The organism is Motilimonas eburnea (assembly GCF_021295345.1).
In the GTDB taxonomy this organism is placed as follows: domain Bacteria; phylum Pseudomonadota; class Gammaproteobacteria; order Enterobacterales; family CBDFNC01; genus Motilimonas; species Motilimonas eburnea.
Genome location: NZ_JAIMJB010000008.1, coordinates 62,278 through 77,272 on the forward strand (window position 1 = coordinate 62,278; position 14,995 = coordinate 77,272).

The 14,995-nt window shown below is 45.1% G+C and carries 13 protein-coding genes; all 13 read left to right on the forward strand.

The genetic code is table 11. The features are described 5' to 3' along the window. The first annotated feature begins 10 nt into the window (after positions 1-10). A complete protein-coding gene (locus tag K6Y21_RS09640) occupies positions 11-1,900 on the forward strand; it encodes a PRTRC system ParB family protein (protein ID WP_233071629.1) in 1,890 nt (629 codons plus the stop codon). Positions 1,901-1,962: 62 nt separating this feature from the next. Beyond that, a complete protein-coding gene (locus K6Y21_RS09645; protein WP_233071630.1) occupies positions 1,963-2,472 on the forward strand; it encodes a RodZ family helix-turn-helix domain-containing protein in 510 nt (169 codons plus the stop codon). Positions 2,473-2,484: 12 nt separating this feature from the next. Continuing rightward, positions 2,485-2,715: a hypothetical protein gene (locus K6Y21_RS09650; protein WP_233071631.1), complete on the forward strand. Its 231-nt coding sequence runs from the start codon at positions 2,485-2,487 to the stop codon at positions 2,713-2,715. 132 nt (positions 2,716-2,847) lie between these two features. Continuing rightward, positions 2,848-4,176 carry a hypothetical protein gene (locus K6Y21_RS09655; protein WP_233071632.1) on the forward strand — a complete coding sequence of 443 codons (1,329 nt, stop codon included), beginning with the start codon at positions 2,848-2,850 and terminating at the stop codon, positions 4,174-4,176. 52 nt (positions 4,177-4,228) lie between these two features. Further along, entirely contained in the window at positions 4,229-4,969 is a 741-nt protein-coding gene (locus tag K6Y21_RS09660; RefSeq protein WP_233071633.1) for a hypothetical protein, read from the forward strand. Next, positions 4,969-5,748: a PRTRC system ThiF family protein gene (locus tag K6Y21_RS09665; protein WP_233071634.1), complete on the forward strand. Its 780-nt coding sequence runs from the start codon at positions 4,969-4,971 to the stop codon at positions 5,746-5,748. Before K6Y21_RS09660 ends, K6Y21_RS09665 begins: the two co-directional genes overlap by 1 nt. A 21-nt stretch (positions 5,749-5,769) precedes the next feature. Next, on the forward strand, positions 5,770-6,417 hold the full coding sequence (locus tag K6Y21_RS09670; RefSeq protein WP_233071635.1) for a zinc-finger-containing protein: 648 nt from the start codon (positions 5,770-5,772) through the stop codon (positions 6,415-6,417). Continuing rightward, positions 6,417-7,049 (forward strand): hypothetical protein, encoded by a 633-nt coding sequence (locus K6Y21_RS09675; protein WP_233071636.1) that lies wholly within the window; start codon positions 6,417-6,419, stop codon positions 7,047-7,049. The genes K6Y21_RS09670 and K6Y21_RS09675 overlap by 1 nt, the downstream gene beginning before the upstream one ends. Before the next feature lie 81 nt (positions 7,050-7,130). After that, positions 7,131-12,146 (forward strand): helicase-related protein, encoded by a 5,016-nt coding sequence (locus K6Y21_RS09680; RefSeq protein WP_233071637.1) that lies wholly within the window; start codon positions 7,131-7,133, stop codon positions 12,144-12,146. Positions 12,147-12,346: 200 nt separating this feature from the next. Next, positions 12,347-12,916, forward strand: a complete 570-nt coding sequence (gene ssb / locus K6Y21_RS09685; RefSeq protein WP_233071638.1) for a single-stranded DNA-binding protein — start codon at positions 12,347-12,349, stop codon at positions 12,914-12,916. Positions 12,917-13,047: 131 nt separating this feature from the next. Beyond that, on the forward strand, positions 13,048-13,572 hold the full coding sequence (locus tag K6Y21_RS09690; RefSeq protein WP_233071639.1) for a hypothetical protein: 525 nt from the start codon (positions 13,048-13,050) through the stop codon (positions 13,570-13,572). A 532-nt stretch (positions 13,573-14,104) separates the two neighbouring features. Next, a complete protein-coding gene (locus K6Y21_RS09695; RefSeq protein ID WP_233071640.1) occupies positions 14,105-14,650 on the forward strand; it encodes a hypothetical protein in 546 nt (181 codons plus the stop codon). 8 nt (positions 14,651-14,658) lie between these two features. Beyond that, positions 14,659-14,982, forward strand: coding sequence for a hypothetical protein (locus tag K6Y21_RS09700; RefSeq protein ID WP_233071641.1), 324 nt, complete (start codon positions 14,659-14,661; stop codon positions 14,980-14,982). The last annotated feature ends 13 nt before the right edge of the window (positions 14,983-14,995 follow it).

A 14,995-nucleotide genomic window follows, 5' to 3' on the forward strand; every position in this document is an offset into this window, starting at 1 on the left:
GACACAAAATATGGTTACTGCAACAGAAAATAGCTTTTACGATAAGATGGTTGATGTGTCTGAGCTTTCAGCCTCTACCCCTTTAGCGCAGCAAAATGAAACAACGGCAAATGCTAATGCACCTGTCATCATTTGGTTTGATGATAACGGTTCACAGCATATCGACCTAACGGGCGTGAAAGATAACGACCAGTTCATGCTGCCCGTTAGCCAGTTACAGGTTTTTACTCTTGGTAACGTGCGTAAATCTCGTAATGAGAAAGCGTTTCGTGAATTAGTGCAAGATGTGAAAATCAACGGCGTTATTCAGCCCATCGCCATCCGTGTTATCGACAAAGGCCATGCCGAAATTTTGGCGGGAGAAGGCCGTTGGTTGGCCTCCAAAGAGATTGGCTTACCTGCCATTCCTGTGATTGTTAAAGACGTTAACGATCAGCAAGCTATCGCTATTAATCTATCTGAAAACCTTAACCGTGAGGGTGTTTCCATCCTTGACCAAGCGGAATCTGCACAGCGTTATGTGACCTTATTTGAGGGTGATAGAAACGCCGCTGCCGCCGAGCTAGGTTGGTCACGCGCCAAGTTAGATAAACGATTAGAGCTGCTTAAATGCTCCGATAAAATTAAGGCTTACCTCGACCAAGGTAAAATCAATGTGGAAGTGGCGTTGATCTTATCTTCTTTCCCAGCCGACCGCCAAGACGCAACCGCTGATACCTGTGTTGAGGAAAAATGGACTGCGGCCTATGCGCGTACTCGCGTAGCTAAAGCCCAAATGCCTCTCGATACAGCTATCTTTTGCACTCAGGCATGTGCAACTTGTGAGCATAATACTGGCTTGCAAGGTGAACTCATGTCTGATTTATTCGGTGAAACAGCGCCTTCGTTATGCTCAAATCGCAAATGCTATAAAGAAAAGACGTTACAGGCTTTGGAAGTTAAAAAGGCCGAAGCCGAGCAGCAATACGGCAAAGTGCTATTTTGGTCAGAAGTGTCACCAGAAGATAGCAATGTTGTTTGTCCTGATGTGATGGGTGCAGAGCAATTTGCCAATGGCTGTACGGGTTGTGCCAGTAATGCTTGTGTACTTGATGACCGTTTAGGTGTTGAAGGGAATGTTTATCCCAATACGTGTGTCGATAAGGCTTGTTTCATTAAATTAACTACCCCCGCCAAGGTCAAAGAAACGGCGACTAATGCGGTTGAAGTAACAGATGATACCTCAACCGAACCATCCGCCAAGAAAGGCACGAAAGGCACGAAAGCAACTAAAGCAACTAAAGCAACTAAAGCAACTAAAGCAAAGCCTGTGATACAAAAAACGCCGCAAAAAGTCATGGATTTTCATCGTGGTTTACTCCGCAAAGCCGCCCTTTGCTTTACCAAAGATCCACTATATATGCTGTCGTTGAGTGTCGCTTCGTTGTGTGAATCTACGGGCTTTAAACCAACCATTGATAATTATCCTCGCAATTTAAATCAGCAAGTCGTATTCGGTTTATCATTGCCACTTGAACAGCTCCAAAAAACCAGCCTTGAGGCGGTGGCATGGCTGTTAGAAAACGAAGCACAAGACACGCACAGCCACACTAAACGAACTCCTATCGACCTTGCCATTGATTTACTCAAGACTCGCAGTGACGCTATCGATTTAGCTAAGGCGCAGTGGTTCGCTAACAACGAAACACTCAAACTTTACAACCAAGCTGATATTGTGGCCTTCGCGGAGCAATCGGGTTTCGCGGCGGCTTATGCTGCAAGTTGTGGTGAAAAAGGCGAGGCCGCTTGGAAAAAAGCGGCAAATGGCAAAAAATCGGAGCTAATCAAGTTGATCACCTCAACCACTTTCGATTGGTCTGATTTTGCCCCTCAATCCATGCTTGGTTTGATTAACAAATAGCAGTAGCGGCACACGGAAGTGCTGATTAAATAGCTTGGTCAATTACTTATATCGAGGTTTATATGTCTATTTTTTCCGCTATTGATTTACTGATGCAGCAAGCCAATGTTGGTGAGCTAACCCTTCGCTTACATCGCGTAGATGGTCAACTACACGTTTGTATTACCAACGATCTGGCCACCAGCTCGAAAGAGTATCATTTTGATGCCAAGGCGCAAAAAGCCAACGCGCTTCGCGCTGAAATCGCTAAGTCACTCAATGTTAATGGTAGCCCAGCCATGCTCGACCAAGGCTTCGCGCAAACACTGACTCATTACGCCCAAAGCTTTGCCCCTGCGACCCATGCTCTGACCGCACTACAAAGTGATTTAGGTGTTAAATCAGCCGCTTTGAACACGGCCATCAGCCCCAATCAGCCTCAAGCTAAATCAACCCCTGCTGCAACTACACAAGCTTCTGCGCCGAATCCAGCACAAGCAGAGACAGCTCAAGCGGCGGTAGATGCCCCAGTACCCGCGCCAGCAACCAACACGGTGTCGTCTATTGACGATGAGGATGAAGGCTCACTATAAGGAGTGGACACTATGTTAACCATCAACTCAAACCCAGTGTCGTTTTTGGACTTGAACGGTATCCGTATTGATTTTCCAAGTCGTGATATGACATTGGCGCAAGCCATTCGCGCCCTGACACCGCGCTTTCCACAGCTTCGCCACACTCATGTTTATCCAGAAGATTGTGTGCCTGTGATGGTAGACGGTGAGTTACAGCACAAGTACCCAGTGTTGTTAGCACCACCAAAAACAAATGGCTAATCAGGGAGTAGCGGCTATGAATATTGATGAAAGAATAACGATATGGGCTGACGAAGCCGCATTGTTTGAAGCAGAAAACAGCAATGCGCTTTCTTCATGGCAATTCCAATATTCTTCAAATAGGCGAGAAAAATGGCAACTCAGCTTACAACATCAAGAAGCGATTTCCGCATTGTTGCGGCAACCAGCCTCCATGGGGAGGGAGCTCTACAGCTCCGAACTCCCTCCGCTTATGTAGCGCCAACCAACCTTAATTATGTACCATGGTACGCACAAAGCCCCGTTACGGGGCAAAAGCTATCACTCAATAAAACAGGAAGGAACAAGCTTAATATCGCCAAGCCCAAGTTTGAGGATCTTCAAGTCGTCAAGTACGCTAATGATTGGCGGCTTATTTTGTCTAGTGCGTGGCGTCTGAATATCCTGTCAGAGCTAGACATTGTTGATTTTATCAAGCTACCTCAAGGCTCTTTCGCGCAAGTAGATAAAGGTAATGAGCTTCGACTTGAAGTGATAAAAGCTATCGAGCAACAAGCTAAACAGTATCAACAAGAAACAGAGGGGGGGTTCGCCGCTCTCAATCTTCCTTTTCCAACGAAATACATAAAAAACTGCGAAGAAGTATTTGGCTGCATATCACTAAGCAATATCTCCGACCAGTATGATTGCAATTATAATGGCTTCAAGTTGCGCCTGACGCGAGACAGTAATCTCGTTGTTATATCTGCCCCTGTTGCCAAATTATCTTACTCCACTCCCCTTAAAAGCGCTTATTATCAGTTTGCTAAAGCGATCTCTTTCCTTGGGAGGGTAATGCCTAGTGATGACTTGCTTGAGTGTGCTACATCTATGTCGATGCTCGGTGAGGCTTGCGAAGATCTGACAGCCAGTGATTATGAAGTTATTGGGACGCTTGTGGAAGATGACGACATTATTGCTTGGATGACTGAGCACTACCCCAGTTCAGCGGAGTATCTTGATGATATTTATGGCGAAAATGAGTGGGGTGTTAATGTTGCCGATTACGTGCATGGCAAGCTCGCTCTAAAGCAAGATTTTGCCATGCAACAAGATAACTTCCTTTCTATGTCAGACAAATTGGAAAATTTGACTGTTCAATTAGCGGCCTTGAATGAAAACGAAACAGAGGCAGAAGCGGCGCTCTATTTAGCCCATTTAATTTCATTGCTTTTGTCTCAGTATGACTTTAATGCGTCCCACTTTGAGCCTCTAAGCGATATGGATTTAGCCTATAACTGCGCGATGGATTTTGGTTTTGGCTTTGAAGAAGAATACTTAGAAAGCATGAATGATTACCTTGCTGAAACGGGTGAAATAGCGATAGCGCACATCGATCTGTCTAAAGGGGATTACCACCGTTCCTTAAAAAATTGGGTTGTGGCGAATAACGTCATGTGCGCCTTTGCTGAGCATGTTGATCGCATTGTTGAAGCGCAGTAGCGCCTTACTCAAACAAGGGCATACTGTTTCAAACAGTTAATAGGAATGCATCATGCTAACAGTCTCTACTAATAATTCATCCGAGCAGTTAACACCTGCACCTAAACCAACTCCTATCGCAGCTTTGACACTGTATGGCTTCGATAGCAAGGTGGTGGCAATCAGTCGTCATAAGATTAATCGTGACGGTCGCACAGGGCAAGGCCAGTTAGTCGATCCTCAAGCCTGTTTAACTTTACTGATGAATGACTTAACTCAATCAAATAAAGATGATTCCAAGGCCAGTAATGTCATCCTGCCACAGAATATTTTAATTAATAACGCGAAAGGCGTTTGCTGGCACACGAAGCGCCAACGCCGCCGCATGTGGTTCACCGGCAAGGATCATGTTTGTCTTAACGTGGAATGGCCTCCGCTATTGTGGTGTTGGAGTGTCGATGGTGGTATCCATATTTTTGCCCTTGCAAGCAACACTCGCCCCACGATGAACTCGCGTATTTACCACTCACCCCTTTGTAATATTAATGGCAAAGGCTCTCTCTGTGTGGGAAGCGCAAAACCCACCGTCAGTACCAGTGTGCATCACTTAAAAGAGTGTGAAGCCAGTTTGTTTGATAGCAACTTCTCACACACCAATGGCTCTCACACTCACAAATTAGAAATCTATCAAGGCTCGGCTGGTAACTTTAAATACTGGCGCGAAAAAGAGAAAACCAAGGGGCGAGTGAAGGTAGCGGAGCTTCAATACTATGGCACACTGGCTGAAACCTTAGATAAAATTGGAGCTATCTAATGAAACTAACAATGCCTAATGACTGGGTAAACGGCGCTATCAAGATCACCGTGGCGGGTGCGGGTGGCACTGGCGCTGCCTTGTTGACTGAGCTGTTTCAAATGGACAGCCTGATCCGCAGCTTGAGCAACGAGCAACGCTGGCTCGATGTGACCGTATATGATGACGCTTGCGTATCCCCCGCCAATCTCGGTCGTCAATCGTTTTGGGCGGCTGATGTAGGCCGACCCAAGGCCGAGGTTTTGGTTAACCGCATTAACCAATGGGGCGGCGTAAAGTGGTCGTATGTGATCAAAAAATTCCAGCCACGCAATCTGGATACTCGCAAAACGGAATTAATCATTACTGCTGTTGATGTGCCATCGGTGCGCCGAGCCATTGGCGAGCATTATCAGTTTGCTAAGGAAGGCCAGCACTTGTGGCTCGATTTTGGTAACGGTAAAGATCAGTCTCAATGCGTTATCGGCCATATCGCCAAACCAAACAACACCAACCGTGTTCCGAACTTTTGGCATCTATATAAAGACCATCTTGCCACCATGATAGATGATACCAGTCGCTCATGCTCTACCGAGCAAGCCATCGAAAAGCAAGATTATGGCGTCAATAAAAGCATTGTGCTGTTTGGTTGTCAGCTTCTTTGGCAGATTTTGCGTTATGGCGAAACCAAGTATTTTGGCTGCTTTCAAGATCTCACTGAGCTGGACTGTCAGGGTATGTTAATTGATAAGCAAACCATTGCCTCATTTGGTGTGGATGTTGATCAATTTTACGCTTAATTGGGTTAATTGGAGGTCGTGATGAAGTACCGTAAAATCTCACAGCTTGATCCAGTTATGTTGTTAACTGCACAATTTCGCCGCTCTCACATCCCTATTTGCCAAGTCGATCTGGATGCTCACGCTGCAAGACTGGACTTGCTATTTAAGCCACATAAGCGTAAATACCTCAACCGTGTCAGCGCCAATATGCTGTTTAAGAATATCAATGCAATGACCGAGCTATCCACTACTGAGCATGATTGTTTGCGTTACACGGCCTTGGTGTTCAGTGAGTGGCAGCGCGGCTATTTTTCTAAACCCGTTCAGTGCGTGAAGCTGGCTTGTCCATACTGCCAATCACATTGCTCTATCGATCATGACACTCAAATGTATTGCTGTGACAATAAGGACTGCGATGCCTCGGTTCCATATTGGCAAGGCGATCATTTACCGCTTGGGACACCAGCTAATGCCGAACTGCGACAACAGCGGCAAGCAGTAGAATCCCTTGTAGTCCCCGTCTTAGCTAATAACATTCTGACTAAAGTGGATCTGCATAAACGCTTACTAAAATGCCTTGGTATGCCTCCCAAGTCTCTGTTTAACATTTACAACTTGGATTCGACCCAGTGTGACATTGTGAGTAACGCGCTAATCAAGCTGCAACCAGTACAGAGGGCGATGTGATGGATTTGTCAGACGTATGCTGGGTTGTGCCATCCTCCCTATCAAAATCGCCGCTAACAGCACTGCATGAGCAATTCTCTAGCCGTTATCCCTGCGTTTTCATTCCTGTAGTTGATGAAGGGGGTTGGCTAAGTTATGGCCGAGCAAAATTTCAGTTGATCTCGTTTTGGAATAAGGCCATCTTATCGCCTTCAATGCACAACTGCTTTCGACTCAATGCGGCCCCAATAGCGTCTCAGCCTGACGATGAATTTTATTTATCGCCCCTCAAGGATTTATTTTTTCCCGGTAACTTTGCCATCGCTAAGTCCTGGCATTGTCCGACACCCACTTTTTCTGTCGGTGTCTTGATTACCTCCCCCGTCGAACAATGGCAATCACGCGCATTGAGGTTACTGTCCAATAAAGACAGCGTGCAACTTTATTGCCTTGATTACCACCGTCATCATATCTCGCCAGTCGTTGATGCTCGCCACTGGCAAACTTTTGATCTGCCTTGTACTGGCGACTTTGCCTCAGATGTCATTGCGCTGAGTTTTTATTGTCAGGCAATGATTGTCGTTGGTTTCATTGAACCTGAACTAGCCAATTTTCTAACGGATCAAGGCATCACCCTTCGCGTCATCCAATAGCCTTTTGGCCGAAATTTTAGCGGTAGCGCCCTCTCCCCTCAGTGGTTTAATGCTCCTTGTTAACTAACGAGGGCGAAATTTATGAATCTACAAACTACGGGGCATTTCTTAGACTTTCTACTAGAACAGCCTATGAACACGGTTGCTATCGCGGTTGAAAGCACCCTTGGTCATCAAGATCCCATCTTGAACAATATTGAATGTATTAAGGTCATTAATGCCCTGAAAGAAAGCGGCAAACGCCCAACAAGCGATGAATTGAAATTGCTTAAAAGCTTTCAATGTTGGGGGAAGTTTGCGCAAGCATTTGAAGCTGATCATAAACACAATGATGCTTTACGCATTCATTTAACGTCTGAGCAATACGAAGCCGCCGCCACATCTTTAAACACGGCATTTTATACGCCTGACTCACTAAAAGATGCTTTATATCGTACTATTTTGCGCCTTGGCTTTGATGAAAACGGCCTGTTACTCGACCCGAGCACAGGCACAGGGATCTTTTTAAATGTGCCTAGCCAACTTAGAAATTGTAAAAAGTTCGCTATTGAACTCGACCCCAGCACAGGCCAGCTCGCCCGTTTTTGCCACCCTGAAGCTGAGGTTTATGTTAATCAGCGTTTTGAGCATGTTGATTTACCTCATTCGGGCCAATTCAGCCTGGCGGTTTCTAATGTCCCGTTCGGCAAATTACCCGCGCAAGACAACAAGCGCTACAAAGAAAAAATGTCGATTCATAATTACTTCATTCGCCGCATGATTGATGAAATCCACTGTGGGGGGCTGGTCGCCGTGATTGTCAGTGCATGGTTTTTAGACTCAAAAAATGACATTGCTCGTCGCGCCATCGCATCACAAGCTAAACTCACCTGTGCGGTACGTTTGCCAAGTGAGGTATTTAACGAGTCAGGTGCCGATGTGGTCACCGATATACTTATTTTTCAAAAAGTAGGCGCTGAGTTTGGCGATGTTAACGCGCCTTGGGTTTCCACGGCTGACACCCAAGACAGTGCGGGTAACCCTCTCACCATTAACCAAATTTACCTTGATCATCCCGAATATATCATAGGCTCACTATCAGCCCCTTCAAGCTTTCACGCTAGCTGCTCTGTCGTGTCTCAACCTGACTTTGCAAACGCTTTACAAGCCGCCCTTGATAATCAATCTCTCAATCCTGTTTTTCATCGTCCACGCCTCGACTACTCACAAACAGATAACGGGTTCACCTTTGATGCTGCTGAGTTGGCCTATCCTGCCCAGCCTTTTGAATTTACCCAGCTAAACACCGGAGAGTTAGTGCAACGCCTTGAAGATAAAATTAACCAAGATGGCGCAAATGTCGCTTACTTCCGCTATGTCGATACCAATAACGCGGTTCATTGCCAGCGCATTCGAGCAAGCCTACCCATTAAGCAAGCCCTTAAAAATCTGCTGAAATTTGAAACGTCTACCAGTCACAGCAAGACAGTAATTGACCAAGCTAGAGCTGAGTTAAATGTTTATTATCAATCCTTTGTGTCAAAGTTTGGCTGTTTTCATAGTGTGGGAGTTGAGCGCGCGCTTTCTAGCGATCCCTACTACTACCGCCTTAAAGCCCTAGAGATAAATTACGATAAAGGGATCAGCAAAGCTCAAGCGAGAAAGCTAGGTATTCCAGAAGTCAAGCCTAGCTGGGAGCCAGCCAAAATATTATCTGAACGTGTTTTTAAGCCGTATCAAGCCCCAACAACCGCCAATAACCCAGTTGAAGCGCTTTATATTTCATTGCAAGAGCTAGATTGCATCGATATTAATTACATTGCTAAACTCACGAAGCGCACGGTTGATGACTGCCTTGATGCCTTACGAGGTCTGATATTCAAAGATCCTAACGACCCTAGCCAATGGCTGCTAGGCGCTAGCTATTTGTCAGGCAATTTACGTCAAAAAATCACCGATGCGGAAACAGCCGCGCACAACGATCCCAGTTTTAAAGATAATATCCAAGCACTTAGAGCCGCGCTGCCTGCACCATTAAGCGCCGCAGATATTACCGTTCAACTCCACTCAAGCTGGGTTCCTTGCCAGTATTTCACTGATTTTATTTGCTCTTTGGTCGGTGAGCGAAGCCGTGTAAAAGTAGTGTATGCTGCGGGTCGCTTCTATGTCGAGGGGTACGCAAGCTCTCACGTTGCCAATACTCAAACCTACGGCACCAAGCGCAAAAGCTGTTTAGAACTGCTTAATCTCATTATGAATAACAGTGAGGTAGTCGTTAAAGACCCACATCCAACCGAGGATAAATATATTGTTAATGAGGTGGAAACCACCAACGCGCTTGATGCCGCAAACACCATTAAAGAAGAATTCAATCAGTGGATTTTTAAAGATGAAACCCGCCGCGCCGATCTGGTGGCTATTTACAATGACACCTTTAATGTCTGGGCTAAACCTTGTTTTGATGGCGCTCACCTCACATTAAGACATTGCACCATGACCCCTTATGAACACCAAAAGACCCTTATTTGGCGCTCATTATTTAGCAATAACTTATTGATTGATGCTTGTGTTGGGGCGGGTAAAACGCTCACCCAAATAGCCTCCATAATGGAGCATCGACGCTTAAAAGGTTATCGCGCTATGGTCGTGATGCCAAACCATCTTGTTAGTCAATTTAGTGAAGCGGCGCTTTCTTTGTATCCTACCGCCAATGTGTTAACCCTAGATCCCTCCCTTATGTCTACCAAATATCGCGCCGAGACATTGGCAAGGATCAGTATTACCGACTTTGATATGTGCATCATTCCATTGTCCTCGTTTACCATGTTGCCAATGCCAACCGATACCGAGCGCGAGGTATTAGAACAAGAAATTGATACCATCTTAACGGGTATTCAACTGCTTGATGATGCGAACATTTCAGTTAAACGCTTAATGAAAAAGAAGGAAACACTTGAAGCCAAGTTACAAGAACTCACTGATCGTCATATCGAAAGCACAATTACTTGGGATGACTTAAATATTGATATGCTGCTCGTAGATGAAGCGCATTATATTAAAAACGTGCCGTTTGCGTGTGGGCTAAGCGGCGTATGCGGGATTGGTAACCCTAATGGCAGTAAACGAGCTTATAACGCGCTGATCAAGGTACGCAATATTCAAAACAAAGGCGGTAAAGTCATTTTTTCAACCGGAACCGTGCTCAGCAACAGTGTTAGCGAGGTGTATAATTACATCAAATACCTATGCCCGCAGGAACTTGAACGCTTAAACCTTGGCTATTTTGATGTGTTTAGCTCGTTATTTGCGATCCCTGAAAGCCAATATGAGGTCGCACCTTCGGGTAAAGGTTACAAAATCCGTACCCGCCTACGCCGCTTCTGCAATCTACCTGAGCTTTCCAACTTGTATTCTTCGTTTGCTGAGACCATTACCAAAGATGAGCTAGGTAACGCTTTGCCTCGCTTAACTGATGGTCGCCCCGCCATCCCGCCAATGAAAAACGGCCAAAAAACCATTGTTACACTGGATGCTTGCGAGGCGCAAACCGACATTTTTAACCAAATTGTTGAAGATGCTAAAGACTTAGGCCCCGGCAAAAACAACATGCTTGAGCTAATGACAAGAGGCCGTTTAGCTGCTGTTGACCCTCGTATTATCGATCCCTTTGCTAATACCACCAGCAACCGTTTGCATGCCGTAGTTTCTAATGTGGTTAGCAAATATCACGAGTTTAATAATGTGTTGGGAACACAGATCCTATTTTGCGACACCTCAGTACCCGCTAGAGCAAAAGCAGGAGCCAATAAAACCCTACTAAAATTGTTTGCTGATGCGGAAAATGGCAATCAAAAAGCGCAAGCTGAGTTGGATAAACTTGACCCAGCCCTTGTTGCCAGTATCGCTAAATCTTCTTTTTCATTCTATGACGAAGTAACAAGCTTGCTAGCTGAGCACATACCCGCTGAACAAATCGCTGTGATCCACGATTACAGCACCGACACCAAACGCCAAGAATTGTCACGAATGCTGAACGCGGGGAAAATTCGAGTGTTACTGGCTTCTACTGCCCTTGCGGGATCTGGCTTAAACGTAAATCAAAAACTCTGCGCCTTGCATCATTTAGATGTGCCCTATCGCCCGAGTGATTTTGAGCAACGAAGCGGGCGTATGGATCGCGTTGGTAATTTACTGTGGCAAGCCTCCCCTGATTTTTATATTGAGGAGTTCATTTACTGCACAAGAGGGACGCTTGATTCGTTCATGTACGGCCTATTGGAAACCAAAGCCACCATGATCAAGCAATTCCAAACGGGCGACTTAAATACCCGTGAAATTTCAGAGTGTGATAATGAAATGACGTTTGCTGAAATCAAAGCGGCCGTGAGTGATAACCCCCTCATTTTAGAGCATGTAAAAGGGGTTAGTCGGATCAAACAGCTTAAAATTTTAGAAAGACGCTACCAGCAGCGCGAGTTTGAATATCAAGACACTATCGCTTATTTAACTAAACTAAATAAGCGCCTGACTAAGCTTATCCCCCTTGTTAACGCTGACGCTGCCAACCACTCGGCAAACAAGCATTCTGAGGGTGACACCTTTTCGATTGAGATTGATAGCTCTCACTATGACTTCAAAGGTACTGTTTATAACCCTTTCTCTCGCTCAGCGCCGACCCCTAACGAGCAAGGCGCAGTTAACGCCCTAGCCGTGGCCGCAAAATCGTTTTCTCGTTTTGCGAAAATTGGGGATGATAAGATCATTGGCTCATACCATGGCTTTGATATTGCAATCATCATACCTAGCTCTGCGCAGCGTTGGCGCAACCTGAGTAGCCTTGATGTGATTGTTGAACTACGCGGTAAAGCAAGCTATGAGGTGAAACCTAACAAAATGAATTACAGATCCATTGTTAACGAGTTTGATCGTATTCTAAATAGCCTGACCTCCCTCGGCTTCACTTATGCTGCAACCATCGAAAGAAATAATTTAGACATTGAAAACGCCAAATCACAACTTGGCAAACCTTTTGCCCATAAAGACGAGCTGGCAACGCTCTCTCAACGAGTACACGACATTGAAATATTACTCGCAGAGCAAACCGCTCAGGCGGCATAACACCCTTACAATAAAGCCCCACATATGGGGCTTTTTTCATTGGATCACTCAAATAATGTCTCTGCGTGACATTGTGTTTCAAAAAAATCTTTACTATTGGCGGTAGCGGCTTTGTTTATTAAGGATAAAGTAGCTGTGTCGGTTGGGTTAGGAAGCAGTAAACAGTAAGCCCAATTTTTTATTAATAGTAAGAGGTGCTTATGTCTAGTCGTGGGGTGAATAAAGTTATTTTGGTCGGCAACTTAGGCCAAGATCCGGAAGTGCGCTATATGCCAAATGGCGGTGCTGTAGCTAATATAACCATCGCAACATCTGAATCATGGCGGGACAAGTCCACAGGGGAGCAAAGAGAGAAAACAGAGTGGCATAAGGTGTCGCTGTTTGGAAAAGTGGCTGAGGTAGCCGGTGAATACTTGCGAAAAGGCTCACAAGTTTACATCGAAGGTCAATTACAGACTCGAAAATGGCAAGATCAGCAAGGCCAAGACCGCTATACCACGGAAGTCGTTGTTCAAGGCTACAATGGTGTAATGCAGATGCTCGGTGGTCGAGGTCAAGGCCAAGGCCAGAATCAAGGTCAAGGCCAGAACCAAGGTCGTGCCCAAGGTCAAGGTCAGAATCAAAGCTGGGGTCAGCCACCGCAAGGCCAAAATCAAGGCTGGGGTAAACCACAACAACCAAATCAACCTCAACAACATCGGAACCAAGGTGGTCACTCTACGGGTCAACCCCGGTATGATGAACCGCCGATGGATTTCGATGATGACTAGCCTGTGCTGGCATCCCATTCTAAGTCAGTAAACGGCATTCGCTAATTGTGCCTGTCAAAGTAAATTAGTCAGAAACAGCCCCGAAATTTTGGGGCTTTCGCAGTAAGAGCGTTTGTTAATTAGGAGCTAATGTGGATACAGTTGATCATCGTCATTCAATGATTACATTTGCTGCCGCCGTTTATGGCTCATGTAGCAATGGGGCGGAGTTAATTCAAGAAATAGAGTCTCTCAACGATGTTGCAGATAAGGTGTCCGTCACTGCCCTCAGTTCGATTGAAATAGCAGAATGTTATCACTCTTGGACCGTGCAGGATTTGTTGAACAATCTCGATGCCGACTTAAATAACATGCAATTATTTAAAATGTCTTTGCAGGAGAATATCAAAACAGCACTAATTTGTTGGCAAACTCATGGTTACACACCCACTGACTTTACCGGGTTAGACATGGATTTGCTTGGTACTGTCGGACTTCGACTTTGCTCAATTTTTGTCACTCGGGATGGCAAACAATTGCACTACAATAATGGCCTGTGGCGGCACTATGACGCTGTATTTACCCCTTCAAAAGAAGGCCTTCCTTGTGATGAGTTTGGCGAAGCACTGGCTGGTAGCTTTAGCTTTTTCCGCAGGAGCGAAACTCAATGTCATTAAACACTTAGATTGCGATCATTTAGCTTTGAAATGTAACTTTGCTCTGTCGCAGCATTGTAATATTGAATAAGCCAAGCATGTTGCGGAGGGTTTATGCAGGATTGTGAAGTTAAGCTTTTTGACCTAAAGGACTTTTTCAGAACATTCGTGTTTGGTTTTTGTGACAGCAAAGTGCAAGTAACACAGAAACTGGACTACCTTTGCTACGAACCATCGCTTGATTGTGTGATTTTCTGCAATGATGTGCTGGAGTTATCCAGCCAAAGCAACTTGCTAACAGTATTAACACCTAATGGACTATTCACAACGAGTCGATTAGAAGCACTCAACAAAGTGCATGAGCGAGTCATAGTCAGTTTGCATGATTGTTTAAGTGACCACTGCAAAAACACAATTACCGTTTACGCTGGCCGTGCCGCCAAAAGCTCTCACCCATTAGCCAATAAACACTTAGTCGGGGCGGCAATGGGTAAACAAAAGTCAGCGGTAAGCGTTATTGAGATTAATTATTGGAACCACTTTTGAGGAAATTATGAAGCTTGTAACATTGCTTTTAGCTGCCTTAACTTTTACTTCAATGAGTGTGGCTTATGCCACTAAACCGATCCCTAAATATGATCGGGATGAATGGCTTCCGAGCTGGCCAGACTTAGATGGTGATTGCATCAATGAGCGTCACGAATTATTGATATCCACCTCACTCAAGCCTGTCAAAATGAGTAACAACGGATGTTATGTGCAATCGGGTTATTGGCTAGATCCCTACACAGGCAAATACCATACTCAAGCAAGAGATATGCAAATTGAGCACTTAGTGTCCCTCGTCGATGCCCATTATAGCGGCGGTTATAAATTTACCCTCGAACAGAAACGCAAGTTTGCCCTTGATCGTAGCAATCTGAGAGTGGTTTACGGTCAAATCAACCAAGACAAATCCGGTAAGCGACCATCAAAATGGATGCCCCCATTAGGGTCATTTCAATGTGAGTTTGCGACAACCTATAAGCAAGTTAAGGCAAAGTACGGTTTATCCATTTCCCAAAAAGATCAAAAAACACTGTCTAAAGCATGTAATTGAGGTACTTTATGAAACTTGAACTTCCGATTGCAAACACGGGCCAACCCATCGCCACACTCGCAAATGAAGTGTTGATCCACTTGATTAATAATCAACTGATTCCTAAGGGGTATGTGTTGGCTAAGTCGTACCCTCTGGAAAGAATACAAGCACTTGAAAATGGTACATCGGTCGTTATTCCGCTGGCTTACTTTAAAGATAATGCCGAGATTAGCGGGGAGGCCGTTCTTCTCATTGCCGATCATGAAGCACAAGTAAACATGACTTGCTCTGGCAAACATTTACTTCGCTGTTGTATTAAATTTGAGCAGCCATGCCTTTGCGCGTCATGATCTTAAGTTGATA